Genomic DNA, 16,868 nt, shown 5'->3' on the forward strand with positions numbered 1-16,868 from the left:
GCAGTGCTTCAGGTGGCGGCCGGTCGTCGACCGGCCGCCACCGTCGGCCCCGGACCGGCTGATCCCGGGCCGCGCCGGATCTCGAATCAGTCGAACGCGGCGGCGAACATGCCCGGCTGGTAGGAACCGCCTCGCTGATGCACGATCACGGCGAGCCGATTGGCCGCGTTGATCAGGGCGACCAGGGCGACCAGCGCGCCGATCTGGTCGTCGTCGTAGTGCTTGCGCACCTCGGCCCAGGTCTCGTCGGACACGCCCTGGTGGGCGTCGGCGAGCCGGGTGCCCTCCTCGGCGAGCGCCAGCGCGGCCTGCTCGGCCTCGGTGAAGACGGTGGACTCGCGCCAGGCGGCGACCAGGTTGAGCCGGACCGCGCTCTCGCCGGCCGCTGCGGCCTCCTTGGTGTGCATGTCGATGCACCAGCCGCAGCCGTTGATCTGGCTGGCCCGCAGCGACACCAGCTCCTGCGTGGCCTTGGGCAGCGGCGACTGCTGGATCACCATGCCAGCGTTCGCGAACCGCTTGGCGAACTTCCCGGCGATCTCGTTGTCGAACAGGTTGAATCGGGCGTCCATGCTTCCGTCCTTCACTCCCGGTGTTCGGTTGGACGAACACGAGATGCCGGCGAGCAGCGCCACGTGACGGTGCGGCCGGGTGACGACTGCCACAGCCGGAGGTGTCACAGAACGGCCGGGTCCGGCATCTGATGGGTGACGCAGTCGAGAGGGAACAGGAGCCACCCATGGTGGGTACGCCGCAGACCGCCGCCGACGATCGCCCGGGTCCGGCCACCGAGGCGTTCCTCGCTCACCGCAACCTGCTCTTCACCGTCGCGTACGAGATGCTCGGCTCGGCCGCCGACGCGGAGGACGTCCTGCAGGAGACCTGGCTGCGGTGGGCGGGCGTCGACCTGTGCGCGGTCCGGGACCGGCGCGCCTACCTGGTCCGCATCACCACCCGCCAGGCACTCGTCCGACTGCGTACGCTCAGCCGCCGCAGGGAGTCCTACGTCGGCCCCTGGCTGCCCGAGCCCCTGCTCACCGCTCCGGATGTCGCCGAGGACGTCGCGCTGGCCGACAGCGTCTCGATGGCGATGCTGCTGGTGCTGGAGACGCTGGCACCGACCGAACGGGCGGTGTTCGTGCTGCGCGAGGTGTTCGACCTCGGTTACGACGAGATCGCCGAAGCCGTCGACAAGAACCCCGCCGCTGTCCGTCAGATCGCACACCGGGCCCGGGCACACGTCGCGGCGCGCCGGCCCCGCCGGGTCGTCTCCGCGGCCGAGACCCGGTACGCGCTCGACGCGTTCCAGCGGGCGGTCGAGACCGGCGACCTGCAGAGCCTGCTCGACATCCTCGCGCCGGACGTGGTTCTCCTCGGCGACGGTGGCGGCGTCAAGCAGGCAGTCCCGCGGCCCATCCTCGGAGCCGACAAGGTGGCCCGCCTGCTGGCCGGCGGGTGGGGCAAGGTCGCGGGCAGCACGTCGTGGCGGCCGGCCCAGGTCAACGGCCACCCGGCGCTGATCGTCCAACTCAAGGGCGAGATGGACACGGTCCTGGCCGTGCGCATCGACGGCGGCCTCATCACCGGAATCTACGCCGTACGCAATCCCGAGAAGCTGTCCCACATGGAACGGGAGACCGTCCTGAGCCGGTGAGCCGGAAATCCTCGTCCACCATGGACGCGGTTCGATCCCGGTCCAGCTTGGTAGCGTGCCCCGTGCGTCCTTCCCTCCTGCTGTTCGCCGGTGGTGCGCTGGCTCTCGCGCAATCAGCAAGCGGAGCCCGCATCGTCCTTCGTGACGCGCTTGACGCGGAGGCGATGTACGGCGGCGGAACGGATGTCGTCCTGCTGCTGATGCTGGTGGTTACCTCGGTGACCGGTGCGGCCGTTCTGTTCGCCGCCGGTGGGCTGCTCGTTCGTCACCGGGTCAGGCCCGTCCGCGCCCTGCTTTGTCTGTGGACCGGTCCGATCCTCGTCCGGTCGGCATATGGCGGCTTTCTCGTGAGCGTCCCGAACGACGGTGGCCCGTTTCCGGCCTGGGCTGTCGTAACAGAGGTCGTCGCCGGTCCAGCTCTGGTTCTGACGGTGATCGCAGCAACGTGGTTGCTGTCTTGCGGTCCAGCCGCACCCAGCGAGTACGTGACGCACGTCCGTACCAGTGCGACCCGCAACCGCCCGCACATCGAGAAGTCGGCATCCGGGCCACGGTGAGCACGAGTTTCAGCCCGGGACAAAGATTCCGTCCACCCAGCAACTGGCCGATCACTACGACGTGTCGGTCTCGACGATTCACCGCGCAGTGGCAACGATGCGGGGGCAGGGTGTGCTCGTTGGTCGTCCGGGGCGCGGCGTTTTCGTCGCGGAGTCCACCCGGCCCTGAGCGTGTCGCTCGGGCGGGGCCGCTGTCCTCGCTGAGGCTCCGGCGGTCCGGCGACCATCCCTCATGGATATGACCCGACAGTGCGCAACATGCTCTTGAGATGCCGCAACCGATTCACTAGGTTCGATTGGTAGGCGCGATCAGGGACCGTCGGATCCGGGAGAGTGACCCCATCGCACACATCGAACTAGGGGTGGACGAGGCCGAGTTTCCGGGCATCCGTGGGCCGCTGCGCTTCCGGCCGGAGACCGGTCAACCGTTGCTGGAACTGGTCGAGGTGCTGCTACGGGGGCCGCACCCGCTCACGCCTGGGGAACGGGAACTGATAGCAGCGTACGTCTCCGGGCGCAACGAGTGCACCTACTGCTGCTCGGCGCACTCGGCGTACGCGGCGGCGCAACTCGACGAGGGCATGGCCCTGGTCGACCAGGTGCGCGCCGACCTGGACAGCGCACCGGTCTCCGCGAAACTGCGCGCCCTGCTGCGCATCGCCGGGGCCGTCCAGGTCAGTGGGCGCGAGGTCACTCCCGACCTGGTCGAGGCCGCTCGCGCCGAGGACGCCTCCGACCTGGAGATCCATGACACGGTGCTGATCGCGGCGGCCTTCTGCATGTTCAACCGGTACGTCGACGGCCTCGGCACCCGACCGGCGACCGACCCCGGGTGGTACGCGCAGGCGTCCGGGCGCATCGTCCACGCCGGCTACCGCCGGGTCGTCTGACGACGATCCGGTCGGCGCCACCGGACCGAACCGTCTGCCCACGAGCAGAATCCGGAGCATCAGGCCGCTAGCCGAATGGGGGCGTGACGTCATGGCGCACATCGACCTGGGCGTGGACGAGAACGAGTTCCCCGGCGTCCGGGGCCCGTTGAAGTACCGGCCGGTGACCGGCAAGCCGATGCTGGAACTGGCCGAGACCCTGCTGCGCGGGCCACTCAGCCTGCCGACGGCCGACCGCGAGCTGATCGCCGCGTACGTCTCCGGCCTGAACGAGTGCACCTACTGCTGCTCGGCCCACTCGGCGTTCGCCGCCGCCCTGCTCGACGAGGGCATCACCCTGGTCGACCAGGTACGCGCCGACCTGGACAGCGCCCCGCTCAGCGCCAAGCTGCGCGCCCTGTTGCACATCGCCGGGGCCGTGCAGCGCAGTGGACGCAGCGTCACCCCCGAGCTGGTCGGGGCGGCCCGCGCCGAGGGCGCCACCGACCTGGAGATCCATGACACGGTGCTGATCGCGGCGGCCTTCTGCATGGTCAACCGGTATGTCGACGGCCTCGGCACGTTCGCCCCGAGCGACCCGAAGTACTACGACGAGACGGCTCGGCGGGTCATCGGCGCCGGCTACCGCAACACGGTCTGAGTCTGGTTCTCAACCCGTACGTAGCTTGGGACGGCGATCGGGCATCTCGCGGCCAGTTGATTGGATCATGCACACTGCGACCGGTGGGCGTCGGCTGTGTGGACCGCCCACAAGCTTCGAAAGCTCAACTGGGGAGGGCCAATGCGTTTGCGCGCCTGCGCGGTGCTGGCTGTCGGTGTCCTGACGGCGGGTGTGGCCGGATGCGGAAGTGGTCCCGCCGCGCCTGCGGCACTTCCCGATCCGTGCGAATTGATCACCGGCGAGGTGCTGGATCGGCTCGCCCCCGGCTCGAAGCGGGAGCCGCGAGAGCAGTTGGGCGACGGCAGCGGTAGTAAGAGCTGCGACGTCGACCTCACTGCCGGCACCGGTTCCCTGCGCGGCGACCTGGAGGTGACGGTCGCGGTCGACGGCAACGAGATGTACGACGGCGGCTGGCGGGCCCGACAGTGCGCCGAGATCGGGGCCAAGCCGACGTCCAGCGGGCCCGGTGACGCCTCGTGTCTGGTGATTTCTCCCTGGGCGAACGGTGAGGCACGCATCGATGGCCGCGCCTGGGTCGACGGCGACTACGAGGTACGCGTGACCTACCAACTGGTCGAACCCCGGAACTTTCCTCCAGGCGCGGAGCAGGACTTGCGCAATCTCCTGGCGGCCGCGGTCGATTCCTTGCCCGTCGGGTGACCGCCGTCGGTGGCGCCATCCTCGGTGTCGATGGCGGCGCCAGAGGGTGATCGCGTAAGGACTGGGAAGTCGATCGGCCCGGTGGTACCGCCCGTCAGTCGACCGTGGGTAGCTTCGGGCCGAGGACGTCGTCGGCGTCGACGATCGTGTACGCGTACCCCTGCTCGGCCAGGAAGCGCTGCCGGTGGGCCGCGTACTCCGTGTCGATGGTGTCCCGGGAGACGACCGTGTAGAAGTGCGCCTGCCGACCGTCGGCCTTCGGTCGCAGGACCCGGCCGAGCCGCTGCGCCTCCTCCTGCCGGGAGCCGAACGTGCCGGAGACCTGGATCGCCACCGCTGCCTCGGGCAGGTCGATGGAGAAGTTGCCGACCTTCGAGATGACCAGGGTGCGGATCTCGCCGGAGCGGAACGCGTCGAAGAGCCGCTCCCGTTCCTTGTTCGTGGTGGAGCCCTGCACGATCGGCGCGTCCAGGTACTCGCCGAGCTGGTGGAGCTGGTCGATGTAGCCGCCGATGACGAGCACCTGGTCGTCCGGGTGCCGGTCGACAAGCGCCTTCACCACGGGCAGCTTCGTGCGGGCGGTGGCCGCCATCCGGTAGCGCTCCTCGGCCTCCGCCGTCGCGTACGACATGCGCTCCGCGTCGGTGAGCGTCACGCGTACCTCGGTGCACTCGGCCGGGGCGATCCAGCCCTGCTGCTCGATGTCCTTCCACGGCGCGTCGTACCGCTTCGGGCCGATCAGGCTGAACACGTCGCCCTCCCGGCCGTCCTCGCGTACCAGCGTCGCCGTGAGGCCCAGCCGGCGGCGGGCCTGGAGGTCCGCGGTGAAGCGGAAGATCGGCGCGGGCAGCAGGTGCACCTCGTCGTAGACGACCAGGCCCCAGTCGCGGGCCCCGAACAGGTCCAGGTGGGTGAACGTGCCCTTCTTGCGCGAGGTGAGCACCTGGTACGTGGCGATGGTGACCGGGCGGATCTCCTTGCGCTCGCCCGAGTACTCGCCGATCTCCTCCTCGGTCAGCGACGTGCGCGCGATCAGCTCGCGCTTCCACTGCCGGCCCGCCACCGTGTTCGTGACGAGGATCAGGGTGGTCGCCTTCGCCTCGGCCATCGCCGCCGCCCCGACCAGCGTCTTGCCGGCGCCGCAGGGCAGCACCACGACGCCCGACCCGCCGGCCCAGAACGCCTCCACGGCCTCCCGCTGGTACGACCGCAGCGTCCACGGCTTGCGGCCGTCCTTGCCGGCCTCGGCCAGCTCGATCGCGTGCGCCTCGCCGTCGACGTAGCCGGCCAGGTCCTCGGCCGGCCAGCCGAGCTTGAGCAGCGCCTGCTTGAGCCGGCCCCGCTCCGACGGGTGCACCGCGATCGTGTCGTCGTCGAGCTTCGCGCCGAGCATCCCGGCGAGCTTCTTGCTCTTCGCCACCTCGATCAGCACCAGCCGGTCCAGCGCCCGCAGGACGAGGCCGTGCGCCGGGTCGTTGGCGAGCTGGAGGCGGCCGTACCGGTCCATCGTCTCGGCCACGTCGACCAGCAGCCCGTGCGGCACCGGATAGCGGGAGTACTTGATCAGGGAGTCCACGACGCCCTCGGCGTCGTGGCCGGCGGCGCGCGCGTTCCACAGCCCGAGCGGGGTCAGCCGGTAGGTGTGCACGTGCTCCGGGGAGCGCTCCAGCTCGGCGAAGGGCGCGATGGCCATCCGGCACGCCTGCGCATCCGGGTGGTCGATCTCCAGCAGCAGGGTCTTGTCCGACTGCACGATCAGGGGTCCACCGCTCACGCCAGTGCCTCTCCTCCACGTCGGGTCGCCGGCTGTCCGGGAGGCGACTGACCCGCCCAGGCCGACCCACCAGTGTTGCACGCAGCCGGATGACCGCAGAAAAATCTGGTCACCTGGAGCAACCGGAGCGGCACTCGCAACGTCTAGCAAAGGGAACACCTGTCAGGGAGGCAGCATGAAACACGTCCGGATCAGCAGCCGGCTGCTCGCCCTGGCAGTGGTCACGCTGGTCGGTGCCGGTGCGTGCACGTTCGATCCGCAGGCCGGTGGCGGTGGGGGCGGGGGACCCGTCGCGGCCGGGGCTGCGGAGCGGGTAACGGGGGCGAGCGGCGCGCCCGGGCCGGACCAGCGGGCGCAGCCGACCACGGCGCCGCCGAAGCCCAAGGTCAAGCCGACGCGGAGCACGCCGCAACCGACGCGCCCCACGGTGCGGCCGACGCGCCCAGCGACGAAGCCCACCGTGTCGCCGTCCGTCGCCGGCTGCCCGCAGGGCGAGCACCAGCGCGAGGTGGAGGCATACCTGGCCCGGCTGGGCGGGTTCGGGCGGGTGACCGTCGACGGCCGGCAGTCCGCCGCCGACTGCGCCGCCATCAGGAAGTTCCAGAAGCGGTACGACATCCGCCCCGCCCACGGTCGCGCCGGGCCCACCACCCACGACGTGGCGAAGCGGCTGGCCACCACCGACACGGCGCGCTGCCGGGCCGGCTCGGGCACCACCTTCTGCATCGACCTGACCCGGCAGACCACCTGGGTCGTACGCAACGGCAAGGTGCTCGTGAAACCGACCGTCACCCGCACGGGCATGCCCGGCTACCGCACCCCCGCCGGCACGTTCACGATCAACTACCGCAACGTCAAGGAGTGGTCCGACCCGTACGAGGTGTGGCTGCCGTACTGGCAGCACTTCACCCAGGGCATGGGCTTCCACCAGACCACGACCTACCTGCACGAGAAGTCGATCGGGTCGCACGGCTGCGTCAACCTGCTGCCCGGCGACGCCGTCCGCTACTGGGAGCTGGGCAAGGTCGGCAGCAAGGTGGTGCTGGTGGGGCGGCGCCCCGGCACCTGAGCCGCCCGGCCGCCCACGCCACCCCGAGATCGCACAACTCGTCCGATCGGGGTTTTATCCCCTGTCACTCCCGCCACGGCGGTGTCACGCTGGATGCCAGGCGTCGAACCGGACGGGGAGGCTGGAGATGACGGTCGACCGTGAAGTGATACCGGAGCACAGTCCCGCGCACGACCGGTCGCCCGTCGAGGAGGTCTCCACCGCCACCATGGTCGCGTACGGGGTGGCGGGGGTGGTGCTCGTCGGCTGGTTCCTCTTCGGCTGGCTGGTGCTCGAACAGGGCTTCATCGACTCGGTCGGTGAGTCGGCCGGCGCCGGGTTCACGCTGCTGCTGATCGTCTCCGTCGTCGGGACCGTACGCCGCAGCCGGCGCTGACCCGAACCGCTCAGTCCTCCAGCACCGCCGCCGTGATCCGGTGCAGGGCGAACGTGTGCAGCATCTCCGTCCGGTCGTCCTCGGCGCGCAGGTAGCCCGCGCCCATCGAGACCGGCCGGACGAGCCGGGACGCCGTCGCCCCGTGCGCGTCGACGTACCCGACCCAGACCCGCGCCCGGTCCCGGATAGCCTGCTGGAGCACCGCGAGGGCGTCGCTGTGGGAGGGCACCGGCGCCGGACCGGTGCGCCCGACCCCGCCCCGGACCACGGCCGGCGCCCGTCGCGCGGCCCGCGCCGCCGCGTCGCCCCGCCGGATCTGCTCCACCACGCCGAGCAGGCGGGGCATGGCCAGCTTCGGTGTGGTCAGCGGGTCGAGCGTCCGGGTCGTCACCGGCACCCGGGCCGGCGCCCGCCTGGTCTTCGGGCGGGCGAGCACCGCCGACCCGCTCGCGTCCTCCGGCACCGGGGCGTACCCGGCGTCGCGCAGCACCATCAGCATCCGACCCACCTGGTACGGCGTCGACAGCACCGTCGGCGCCAGCCGGCGCAACGCCAGCGGCTCCAGCCGCCGGTCGGCGAGCACCTCCGTCAGCAGCGCCTCGTCGTCGCTGCGCACGTACGCCCCGGCGGAGCCGACGCGCAGCCCGCCGTGCTTGCGGGCCACGTCGTCCACCAGGTATGTCAGCCCCTGCGGGACGGGGGTGCGGGACCGCCGACGGAACAGGGTGTGCAGGTCGTCGGCCGAGTAGCCGGCGTCCAGGGCCCGCCGCACGCTGGCCGGGGTGACCCGGTGCACGCTGGCCCCGCCGGCCGACTCGTGCTCCGCCACAACCTCCAACTCGGCGGCCAGCGCCGGGTCGGGCGGGCCGGGCACCACGACGGTCAGGTCCGCCTGCACGAGGAAGTGGTCCACCGGGGCGGGCAGCAGCGCGTCCAGCGCGCGTACGGTGCTGGTCGGGTCGCCGCTCTCGGTGTCCGCCCGCAGGCCGAGCGGGTCGTCGCCGCCCCGCTCGTCGGCGGCGGTCACGTCGGCGAGCAGCAGCCGCCCGTACGAGGTGAGCGCCCCCAGCCCCGTCACGCCCAGCGTGGCCGCCTCGACCAGCACCTCCCGGTGCGCGGCCTCCCGCCCCCGGCTGCGCCGCGGCGCCCGCCAGTCGAGCAGGGCCAGCACCTCCTCGGGGGTGGGCCCGGTGGCCGGTTCCAGGTCGGCGAGGACCTCCAGCACGGCCCGTCGGGCGGCCGGCGCGCCGGCCCGTTCCGCCTCGGCGGAGAGCACCGTGATCGGCCGGTCCCGGTCGTCGCGCTGCCCCACCAGCCCGGCCTGCCGGGTCATGGTCAGCCATGCCCGGGCGAGCTGCTCCCAGCGCTGCGCGAGCGTCCCCGCCCGCCACACCTCGTACCCGGCGGTGGGCAGGACCTGCTGGTCGGCGCCGTGCCGGGTGGTGGTGGCCCCGGGCAGGTCGACCTCGCCGACCAGCCCGCCCGCGTACGCCGCCTCCAGCAGCAGGGCCGCCGTCGACTCGTCCACACCGACGGCCTTGGCGAGCCGGCGCAGGTCGCGGACGCCCAGGCCGCCCGAGCGCAGCACCGGCGCCGGTTCGGCGGCGAGCTGCTCCAGCAGCGCCTCGGTGTGGCGTACCACCTCCATGGTCTGCCCGGCCCCGGCGGAGTCGGCGGCCTTCGGCTCGCGCGGCGCGGTGGCCACGGGCGGTGGGCTGCTGCGCAGCGGGCCGAGCGGGCCGCTGTCGCGGCGCAGCAGCAGGCCGACCTCGCGGGGCAGTTCGACGGTGCCCGTGGCGCCGGCCCGGCCGCCGGAGACCGGCACCAGCAGGTGGTGGTCGACGAGCCAGCGCACCGGCGAACCGGTCGGCACGCCGCCGTTCGTCGGGTCCGGGGGCAGGTCGGCCTCCGCACCGAGCGGGGGCGCCTGCAACGCGCCCGCCGGCACGCTGCCGACCGGCGGTCCGGCGGCCAGCCGGTCCAGGATCGCCCGGGCCGAGGGCGGCGCGGCCAGCAACGTCCGCCGCAGCTTCGCCGGGTCCGCGCAGAGCGCCGCCACCCGCGGCCCGAGCTCCGCCGCCGGTCGACCCAGGCCCGCCGGGTACGGGGAGACCTCGTCGACGCTCGCCACCACGCGCAGGGCGCTCTCGGGGCCGTACAGCACGAAGAGCGCGCGCAGCCGGTTCACGGCGGCGCGGACGGTGGTGGGGGCGGGCGGCTGCGGCCCGGCGGTCGCCATGGCGAGCACCGCGTCGGTGGAGGTGGTCTGTTCGGCCGCGTCCCGGGTCAGCCGGGCGGCGTCGAGCATCAGCAGGGTGAACTGGTCCAGCGCGTCGAGGGCGCGGGCCACCGAGACCCGCGACTGGGCCCGGGTGGCGAGCGCGGGGACGTCGGCCGGCACGGGTACGACGAGGTCCGGCCGCAACTGGAGGAGGGCGGCGAGCGACTCGTCGGGAAGTGACCGCAGGTGGTCGGCGAGTGAGGTGGTCATCGTCGTTCCACGCTAGCCCGGCAGAGGGTCCTCCCGCCCCTCGGACGTCCGGCTGACCCGGGGTTGGGCGGGTACGTTCTCCCGCATGGCAGCGCTGACGGTCGGCTTCGACCTCGACATGACCCTGGTCGACTCGCGTCCCGGCATCGCCGACACGTTCCGGGCGTTGACGGCCCGCACGGGCGTGCACGTGGACGCGGCGGCCGCCGTGGCGCGGCTCGGCCCACCGCTGCGTACGGAGATCGCCCGCTGGTTCCCGCCGGAGCAGGTCGACGAGGCCGTCCGGACGTACCGCGAGCTGTATCCGGCGTACGCGATCACACCCACCGTCCCGCTGCCCGGGGCGGTCGCCGCGATCGACGCGGTACGCGAACGCGGCGGGCGGGTACTGGTGGTCACCGCCAAGCAGGGCCGCCTGGCCCGGCTGCATCTCGACCACCTGGGCCTGGTGGTCGACGAGGTGGCCGGCGACCTGTTCGCGGAGGGGAAGGCGACCGCCCTGCGGCAGCACGGCGCGACCCACTACGTCGGCGACCACGTGGCCGACATGGTGGCGGCGGGGGCGGCGGGCGTGCCCGGCATCGGGGTCGCCACGGGCCCGTGCACCGCCGACGAGCTGCGCGCGGCCGGGGCGGAGGTGGTGCTGGATGATCTCACCGGATTCCCGGCGGCGCTGGACGGCATGATCCGGCTAGCCTTGGAGCGGTAGACGTCTCAAGCTCAAGCGAAGCAGGGGTTCTCAGGTGCCGACGGGTCGAGTGAAGTGGTTTGACGCGGCCAAGGGATACGGGTTTGTCACCAGTGACGAGGGTGGCGACGTGTTCCTGCCCAAGGGCGCGCTACCGACGGGTGTCACCGACCTCAAGGGTGGTCAGCGGATCGACTTCAGCGTGGTGGACAGCCGCCGGGGCGCGCAGGCGATGGGGGTCAAGCTGCTCGACGCCCCGCCGTCGATGGCCGAGTTGCGTCGCCGGCCGGCGGAGGAGCTGCACGGCCTCGTCGAGGACATGATCAAGGTGCTGGAGGCGAAGGTCCAGCCGGACCTGCGCCGGGGTCGCTTCCCCGACCGCAAGACGGCGCAGAAGATCGCTCAGCTGGTCCACGCGGTCGCCAACGAGCTGGAGGTCTGAGGCACCAGCCCGGCGTCGGCGGCCCGGCCGAGCAACGCCTCGACGGCGGCGAACCCCGCGTCCCCCAGGTCGGCGGTGAACTCGTTGACGTAGAGCCCGATGTGCCGGTCCACCACGTCGGGCTCCATCTCCTGGGCGTGGGCCAGCACGTACTCCCGGCTGGCGGCCGGATCGGCCCAGGCCTGGCGTACCGACTCGCGGATCCACCCGGCGGCGGCCTCCGGGTCGACCGCGCCGCGCCGCGCCAGGATGGCCCCGAGGGGGATGGGCAGGCCGGTGTCGGCCTCCCACCACTCGCCGAGGTCGACCAGGGCGGTCAGGCCGTGCCGTGGGTAGGTGAACCGGGCCTCGTGGATGACCAGGCCGGCGTCGTACCGGCCGGCCGCGACGCCCGGCATGATCTCGTGGAACGGCACGACCTCGATCCGCGCCGGGGGCCGGTCGGCCGCCCAGAGCCGGAAGAGCAGGTACGCCGTCGTCCGGTCGCCCGGCACCGCCACCGTGGCGCCGCTCAGGTCGGCGCGCCCGGGGCCGTCGGGCCGGTCCGGCTGGCTGAGCCGGTCGGGCCGGTCGGGATGGTCGCCGCGGGTCAGCACGAGCGGGCCGCAGCCGCGGCCCAGTGCGCCCCCGCAGGGCAGCAGGTGGTAGTCGTCCAGCAGCCACGGCAGCGCCGCGTAGCTCACCTTGACCAGGTCGAACGCACCCCGCTCGGCGGCCGTGTTGGTGACGTCCACGTCGGCGTACGTGACGTCGACCGGCGGTGCGCCGGGCACGAGACCGTGCACCAGGGCGTGGAAGACGAACGTGTCGTTGGGGCAGGGCGAGACAGCCAGCGAGAGCGCCACACCCTCACCGTATCCCCGCCCCGGGTGGGTCGCCCGACCGTGGCAGGCTCGGTGTGACCTGGACCCACTGTCGCCGGGCCGACAGCCACCGCGCCAGGTGGGTTCCGCCCGCCCCGCCGCCTGTCCCTCCGCCCGGACGGAACGTGCCCGGCGGACGGGAGCGCGTGTGCCGCGTTGCCGACAGACCTCGTCCGGTAGCCCCTTTCGAGCTGATGTCGTAGACGATTCATCCCCGCCCGCTCGCCCGCGGCGCGTGGCTGTGCACCTCGGGTGTGACGGACCCAGGGGCACCTGTCGCGTGGCACGGGCGGCAGGCGGCTCCTGATGTCGTAGACGATTCAGCTCGACAGCGTCGGAGCAGGGTCGTCGTCCCGGGCCGACGTCCCTGGCTAGGCCGTCCCTGCTGGGACGTCCTGGCCGGGCGGTCCTGGCTGGTCGCCGAGCCGTGCGATGGCCAATCCGTTGATGATCGACGTTGTCCACAGGTTTGTCCACAGGCGGCGGGTGGGTGTTGAGGACGTCGCGCCAAGCCGGGAAGCATGTTCTCGTGACAGAGCTGACGGAAGCCGTCGACCTTGGCGCAGCCCTGCGGGCCCTACGACGCCGAGCGGACCTGAGCCAGCGCGAACTGGCCGAGCGGTCCGGAGTGCCCCAGGCGACCCTGGCCCGGATCGAGTCGGGCCGGGCCGCCGATCCACGGTTTCGCACGGTGGAGCGGCTCGTCCGGGCCGCCGGTGGGGAAGTGCCGATCCGTGTAAGCGGCACCTCCGACACCGCCGTAACCGCTGGCACCGCCGGAGCCGCCGATCTGTCGCTGCCGGCGGTGCCGCATGACGCGCTGCGGGACGGAGCAGGGCGGCGCTACCCGGCGCACCTCGACGCCTGGGAGGTCAAGGAGCCGAAGGACTGGCCGGGCGCCTGGTGGGCGAACTGGTACAACCTGCCGCCGGCGCTCTGGCCGTTACCGGTACCGCCGGCCACGTACCAGCGGAATCGTCGATACCGGGATCGGCGCCGACGGGCCGAGGAGGTTCGGCGGACGGTACGGCTGCGGCGGGTGACGGGCGGCGGTCTGCCGGCGACGTCGTGGCGATTCGTGGCCGAGCTGCCGGGCGGCGGGCTGGTCGGTGAGCTGCGGGCACACGAGCGCAGCCCGCACCTCATCGACGGCGAGGACCCGAGCGACGAGCGGGAGATCGTGCTCGACGGGGTCCTCGTCGCCGAGGCCTGTCGACGGCTCGGCATCGGGCGCCGGTTGGTCGCGATGCTCGCCGCCGAGATGGACCGCTCGGGCATTCGTTCGGCCCACGCGATCGCCGAGGGCGGTGGTGTCGACCTGCTGCTCGCCTGCGGTTACCAGTTCAAGACGAGCCGGCCGTGGGCCCTGCGTCTCGACCGTCGACCCGCGCCTGCGAACCGGCCCTCCGCATAGGCGGGTTCAGGTCAGGGCCGCGGCGGCGGTGGTGAGGGCGGCGAGCGCCTCGCGCATGCGCCAGGCGTCGCGGTCGCGGGGGCCGATGGGGTTGGAGACGGTACGCAGCTCGACGAAGGGGACGCCGGCCTGCGCGGCGGCGACGGCCACGCCGTACCCCTCCATGGCCTCGGCGACCGCGTCGGGGTGACGCCGGCGCAGGGCGTCGGTGCTGGCGGCGCTGCCGGTCACCGTGCTGACGGTCAACACCGCGCCCACCGTGGCCGTCGGCAGCGCGGCCCGCAGGGCCGCCAGCAGGCCGGGGTCGGCGGCGAGCGCGATGCCCACACCGAGCCACTCCCGGGGCATGCCCAGCTCGTCCACCGGGAGGAAGCCCGTCGGCGACTCGGCGCCCAGGTCTGCGGCGACGGACACGGCGCCCAGCACCGTCGCGCCGACGTCCGCCCGGCCGGCGAAGCCGCCCGCCACGCCCGCGCTGACCACGCCGCGGTACGGGCGCCCGGCCGCCTCGGCGAGCACCAGCAGCCGGGCGGTGGTGGCGGCGGCGACGGCGGGGCCGACGCCCACGGGCAGCACCGTCGTCGACGCATCCGTCAGGCCCGCGCGGACCGCCTCGGCCTCGGCGGGCACCGCCGTGACCACCAGCAGGCCCGTCACGGCAGGGGCCCCTGCGGCTCCCGCCGGGTCTCGTCGTCCGCCCCGCCCGGCCCGCCGACCGCCGACGACGGCCGGTAGATGTGGTACCCGGGCGGGGCCAGTGCCGGGTCGTCCAGCGGCGAGCCCTGCGCCGGGGCGGGCGAGACGGGCGCCACCCCAGTGTCGGGTCCGTCCTCTGCCTCGGCGTGTGCGCCGGCGCCCGTGCCGGCCGGCTCATCCCCGTTGCCTCCGCCGGCCCCGGTGCGTGCGCGGACCGTGTCGCCCGTGCCGGTCCGGTCGTTCGTGCCGGTGCCGGCACCGGCCCTGCTGCCGGCATCGTCGGTCTCGGCCAGTTCGTCGTCGTCGAGCGGGCGACCGGCCAGCCGCTCGGCGCGCAGGCGGTTCGCCACCACCACGCCTCGGACGGCGGCCAGCGTGCCGGCCCCGGCGGCGACCGCGATCCCGATCCGGCCGTCGAAGGGTACGAGCCCCAGCCCACCCCCGGCGACGAAGGCGAGCATCAGCACGGTCTCGGAGTGGGCGAACGAGCTGGCCCGCAGCCGCTCCGGGATGCGCTCCTGGATCGAGGCGTCCACGGTGAGCTTGGCGATGCCGCTCATCAGCGCGGCCACCAGGCAGAGCAGGGCGACCATCGGCAGCGAGAACTTCAACGCGGCGAGGATCGCCACCCCACCCACGATGATCATGCCGCTGGACTGGATCGCGACGGGTCGGTGGATGCGCAGGCGGGTGCCGATCGCGGTGGCGAGGAAGGTGCCCACGGCCAGCGCGGCGCCGACGAGGCCCAGCGCCCCCTCGTCGCCCAGGTCCCGTCCGAAGACGACGGTGGTCAGGTCGCCGGCCTTGATCGCGAAGGCCAGGAAGAGCAGCAGGAACCCGTACAGCCCGCGCAGCGTCGCGGCACCGATCAGGGTGGCGATCACGAGCCGGCCGGCCGGCCGTCCCCGGCCCAGCGGGCGGTCGCCGGTGCGCCGCCAGAGCGCACGCAGCGGCCGGGGCACCCGCTCCGGTGGCTCGGAGTCGGCCTTCGGCGGCAGGCGCAGGGAGATCACCATGCCGACCAGGAAGATGATCGAGGCGACCCGGAGCGGCCACTGCGGCCCGAACCAGAAGGCGGCCAGCCCGATCGGAGCGACCAGGGCGCCGGCCACCGTGCCGTAGACGCTGGCCCGGGCGCCCACCTGGGAGAGCCCCAGCCCCTCCGGCAGCAGCCGTGGGACGGCCGCCGAGCGGGCCACCCCGTACGCGCGGGAGAGCGCCAGCACGCCGAAGGCCGCCGGGTAGAGGCCGAAGCCGTGGATGTAGTCGGAGATCAGCCAGGCCAGGAAGGCGCGGCCGAGCATGGTGGCGGCCAGCGCGTACCGGCGACCGTGGCGGAAGTGGTCGAGCAGCGGGCCCACCACCGGGGCGAGCATGGCGAACGGCACCATGGTCACCAGCAGGTAGAGGGCGACCTTGCTGCGTGCCTCGCCGAGCGGGACGTTGAAGAAGATCGTCCCGGCGAGGCCGATGGCGATCAGCGTGTCCCCGGCGCAGGAGACCGCGTGCAGGTCGAAGAGGCGGACCATGCCGACCTCGCCCCCGGCGCCCCGGGTGCGGGCCCGGCCCGCCCGCCGGGTCATCCAGCGGCCACTGCTGACCGAGCCACGGAACAGCAGGCGGACGGCCTTGATGCCGGTGCCGACGGTCCGCCCGAGTACGGACCGCCCGGAGCGGGAGAACAGCGGCATGCCCACCATCCTCACCCATCCGGTCCGTCCGTGCCGCACCACTGTCCCAGAACGTCGTCGGCGGGTGCCTGTCGGTCGGCCGTACGCATGGGGAACAATGGTTGGGTGACCAGGCCTGCCTCCGCCCGTGCCGCTCGTCTCGACCAGGTCTGCGCCGCCGCCGTCGAGGTGGCGCGTGACGCCATCACCGAGGTCGACCCCTCGGACATCGGCGACCACCTGCAGGCCGTCGCGGAGGGCGACCGGCTCGTCACCCACTACTTCGAGTGCCGGCTCGCCGGCTACCGGGGCTGGCGGTGGGCGGTCACCGTCACCCGCGTGCCGCGCAGCCGGCACGTCACCGTCTGCGAGACGGTGCTGATCCCCGGCACGGACGCGATGCTCGCGCCCGGCTGGCTGCCGTGGCAGGAGCGGCTCAAGCCGGGCGACCTCGGCCCCGGCGACCTGCTGCCCACCCCGGCGGACGACGACCGCCTCCAGCCCGGCTACCTGCTCTCCGACGACCCGGCGGTCGAGGAGACCGCGTGGGAGCTGGGTCTCGGCCGGGCCCGGGTGCTCTCCCGGGAGGGGCGCAGTGAGGCCGCCCAGCGCTGGTACGACGGCGACCACGGCCCGTCCGCCGCGATCTCGGCCGCCGCCCCCGCCGCCGCCCGCTGCGGCACCTGCGGCTTCTACCTGCCGCTCGCCGGCGCCCTGCGGCAGTCCTTCGGGGCCTGCGGCAACTTCTACGCCCCCGACGACGGTCGGGTGGTCAGCGCCGACCACGGCTGCGGGGCGCACTCGGAGACCCTGATCGAGGCCGCCGAGACCCCGGTCGACGAGATGCCGACGGTCTACGACGACAGCGCGGTCGAGCCCGTGGCGGTCAGCCGGGCGCCGGGCTCCGTCGAGGCCGCGGAGCCGGCGGAGCCGTACGGCCACCCCTGACGCCACTGGCGCGGC

General features: G+C 73.3%; 17 protein-coding genes and 2 pseudogenes. 12 read left to right on the plus strand and 7 right to left on the minus strand.

Annotated features, from left to right (window positions below; genetic code table 11):
• Positions 1 to 86: 86 nt before the first annotated feature.
• Complete coding sequence (locus AC0OO9_RS17085; protein WP_484511102.1) at positions 87 to 572, minus strand: carboxymuconolactone decarboxylase family protein; 486 nt, start codon at positions 570 to 572, stop codon at positions 87 to 89.
• Between the two features lie 167 nt (positions 573 to 739).
• Here AC0OO9_RS17085 and AC0OO9_RS17090 point away from each other — a divergent pair, with 167 nt between their 5' ends.
• The 6 genes from AC0OO9_RS17090 to AC0OO9_RS17115 all read left to right on the plus strand — a co-directional run bounded on the left by AC0OO9_RS17090 (position 740) and on the right by AC0OO9_RS17115 (position 4,422).
• Complete coding sequence (locus tag AC0OO9_RS17090; RefSeq protein ID WP_484511103.1) at positions 740 to 1,654, plus strand: RNA polymerase sigma-70 factor; 915 nt, start codon at positions 740 to 742, stop codon at positions 1,652 to 1,654.
• A 62-nt stretch (positions 1,655 to 1,716) separates the two neighbouring features.
• Entirely contained in the window at positions 1,717 to 2,211 is a 495-nt protein-coding gene (locus tag AC0OO9_RS17095) for a hypothetical protein (RefSeq protein ID WP_484511104.1), read from the plus strand.
• The gene (locus tag AC0OO9_RS17100; protein ID WP_484511105.1) at positions 2,159 to 2,380 is read left to right on the plus strand and encodes a winged helix-turn-helix domain-containing protein; all 222 of its coding nucleotides are present in this window, start codon (positions 2,159 to 2,161) and stop codon (positions 2,378 to 2,380) included. Before AC0OO9_RS17095 ends, AC0OO9_RS17100 begins: the two co-directional genes overlap by 53 nt.
• Positions 2,381 to 2,552: 172 nt before the next feature.
• Positions 2,553 to 3,101: a carboxymuconolactone decarboxylase family protein gene (locus tag AC0OO9_RS17105; protein ID WP_484517974.1), complete on the plus strand. Its 549-nt coding sequence runs from the start codon at positions 2,553 to 2,555 to the stop codon at positions 3,099 to 3,101.
• Between the two features lie 91 nt (positions 3,102 to 3,192).
• On the plus strand, positions 3,193 to 3,741 hold the full coding sequence (locus AC0OO9_RS17110; protein WP_484511106.1) for a carboxymuconolactone decarboxylase family protein: 549 nt from the start codon (positions 3,193 to 3,195) through the stop codon (positions 3,739 to 3,741).
• Positions 3,742 to 3,882: 141 nt separating this feature from the next.
• A complete protein-coding gene (locus AC0OO9_RS17115; RefSeq protein WP_484511107.1) occupies positions 3,883 to 4,422 on the plus strand; it encodes a hypothetical protein in 540 nt (179 codons plus the stop codon).
• Between the two features lie 94 nt (positions 4,423 to 4,516).
• Here AC0OO9_RS17115 and AC0OO9_RS17120 read toward each other — a convergent pair whose 3' ends face one another.
• Positions 4,517 to 6,196 (minus strand): DNA repair helicase XPB, encoded by a 1,680-nt coding sequence (locus AC0OO9_RS17120; protein ID WP_484511108.1) that lies wholly within the window; start codon positions 6,194 to 6,196, stop codon positions 4,517 to 4,519.
• 175 nt (positions 6,197 to 6,371) lie between these two features.
• Here AC0OO9_RS17120 and AC0OO9_RS17125 point away from each other — a divergent pair, with 175 nt between their 5' ends.
• Positions 6,372 to 7,265, plus strand: coding sequence for a L,D-transpeptidase family protein (locus AC0OO9_RS17125; RefSeq protein ID WP_484511109.1), 894 nt, complete (start codon positions 6,372 to 6,374; stop codon positions 7,263 to 7,265).
• A 127-nt stretch (positions 7,266 to 7,392) separates the two neighbouring features.
• The gene (locus tag AC0OO9_RS17130) at positions 7,393 to 7,641 is read left to right on the plus strand and encodes a hypothetical protein (protein WP_484511110.1); all 249 of its coding nucleotides are present in this window, start codon (positions 7,393 to 7,395) and stop codon (positions 7,639 to 7,641) included.
• Between the two features lie 10 nt (positions 7,642 to 7,651).
• Here AC0OO9_RS17130 and AC0OO9_RS17135 read toward each other — a convergent pair whose 3' ends face one another.
• The gene (locus tag AC0OO9_RS17135; protein ID WP_484511111.1) at positions 7,652 to 10,132 is read right to left on the minus strand and encodes a helicase-associated domain-containing protein; all 2,481 of its coding nucleotides are present in this window, start codon (positions 10,130 to 10,132) and stop codon (positions 7,652 to 7,654) included.
• Positions 10,133 to 10,217: 85 nt separating this feature from the next.
• On the opposite strand from AC0OO9_RS17135, the gene AC0OO9_RS17140 reads away from it, so the two are divergent.
• The gene (locus AC0OO9_RS17140; RefSeq protein WP_393168900.1) at positions 10,218 to 10,841 is read left to right on the plus strand and encodes an HAD family hydrolase; all 624 of its coding nucleotides are present in this window, start codon (positions 10,218 to 10,220) and stop codon (positions 10,839 to 10,841) included.
• 34 nt (positions 10,842 to 10,875) lie between these two features.
• Positions 10,876 to 11,262: a cold-shock protein gene (locus AC0OO9_RS17145; protein ID WP_132231948.1), complete on the plus strand. Its 387-nt coding sequence runs from the start codon at positions 10,876 to 10,878 to the stop codon at positions 11,260 to 11,262.
• Here AC0OO9_RS17145 and AC0OO9_RS17150 read toward each other — a convergent pair.
• Positions 11,223 to 12,107 (minus strand): 1,4-dihydroxy-6-naphtoate synthase, encoded by an 885-nt coding sequence (locus AC0OO9_RS17150; RefSeq protein ID WP_484511112.1) that lies wholly within the window; start codon positions 12,105 to 12,107, stop codon positions 11,223 to 11,225. The genes AC0OO9_RS17145 and AC0OO9_RS17150 overlap by 40 nt on opposite strands.
• Before the next feature lie 547 nt (positions 12,108 to 12,654).
• Here AC0OO9_RS17150 and AC0OO9_RS17155 point away from each other — a divergent pair.
• The gene (locus tag AC0OO9_RS17155) at positions 12,655 to 13,539 is read left to right on the plus strand and encodes a GNAT family N-acetyltransferase (protein ID WP_484511113.1); all 885 of its coding nucleotides are present in this window, start codon (positions 12,655 to 12,657) and stop codon (positions 13,537 to 13,539) included.
• A gap of 6 nt (positions 13,540 to 13,545) precedes the next feature.
• Here the strand turns inward: AC0OO9_RS17155 and AC0OO9_RS17160 are convergent, their stop codons facing one another.
• The 3 genes and pseudogenes from AC0OO9_RS17160 to AC0OO9_RS17170 all read right to left on the minus strand — a co-directional run.
• Positions 13,546 to 14,196 (minus strand): futalosine hydrolase, encoded by a 651-nt coding sequence (locus AC0OO9_RS17160; RefSeq protein WP_484511114.1) that lies wholly within the window; start codon positions 14,194 to 14,196, stop codon positions 13,546 to 13,548.
• Positions 14,193 to 14,381, minus strand: a pseudogene (locus tag AC0OO9_RS17165) (hypothetical protein); the annotation flags it as partial. The pseudogene AC0OO9_RS17165 and the gene AC0OO9_RS17160, both read right to left, overlap by 4 nt.
• A 131-nt stretch (positions 14,382 to 14,512) precedes the next feature.
• Positions 14,513 to 15,926, minus strand: a pseudogene (locus AC0OO9_RS17170) (MFS transporter); the annotation flags it as partial.
• A gap of 87 nt (positions 15,927 to 16,013) precedes the next feature.
• Here AC0OO9_RS17170 and AC0OO9_RS17175 point away from each other — a divergent pair.
• Positions 16,014 to 16,853, plus strand: coding sequence for a DUF3027 domain-containing protein (locus tag AC0OO9_RS17175; RefSeq protein WP_421456988.1), 840 nt, complete (start codon positions 16,014 to 16,016; stop codon positions 16,851 to 16,853).
• Positions 16,854 to 16,868 lie beyond the last annotated feature (15 nt).

Source organism: Micromonospora sp. USAFONa4, from assembly GCF_057197825.1.

Coding starts and splice junctions, on each gene's coding strand:
- AC0OO9_RS17135 (WP_484511111.1), bottom strand. CDS start 10,132: ATGACCACCTCACTCGCCGACCACCTGCGGTCACTTCCCGACGAGTCG.
- AC0OO9_RS17090 (WP_484511103.1), top strand. CDS start 740: ATGGTGGGTACGCCGCAGACCGCCGCCGACGATCGCCCGGGTCCGGCC.
- AC0OO9_RS17110 (WP_484511106.1), top strand. CDS start 3,193: ATGGCGCACATCGACCTGGGCGTGGACGAGAACGAGTTCCCCGGCGTC.
- AC0OO9_RS17130 (WP_484511110.1), top strand. CDS start 7,393: ATGACGGTCGACCGTGAAGTGATACCGGAGCACAGTCCCGCGCACGAC.
- AC0OO9_RS17085 (WP_484511102.1), bottom strand. CDS start 572: ATGGACGCCCGATTCAACCTGTTCGACAACGAGATCGCCGGGAAGTTC.
- AC0OO9_RS17175 (WP_421456988.1), top strand. CDS start 16,014: ATGGGGAACAATGGTTGGGTGACCAGGCCTGCCTCCGCCCGTGCCGCT.
- AC0OO9_RS17140 (WP_393168900.1), top strand. CDS start 10,218: ATGGCAGCGCTGACGGTCGGCTTCGACCTCGACATGACCCTGGTCGAC.
- AC0OO9_RS17125 (WP_484511109.1), top strand. CDS start 6,372: ATGAAACACGTCCGGATCAGCAGCCGGCTGCTCGCCCTGGCAGTGGTC.
- AC0OO9_RS17115 (WP_484511107.1), top strand. CDS start 3,883: ATGCGTTTGCGCGCCTGCGCGGTGCTGGCTGTCGGTGTCCTGACGGCG.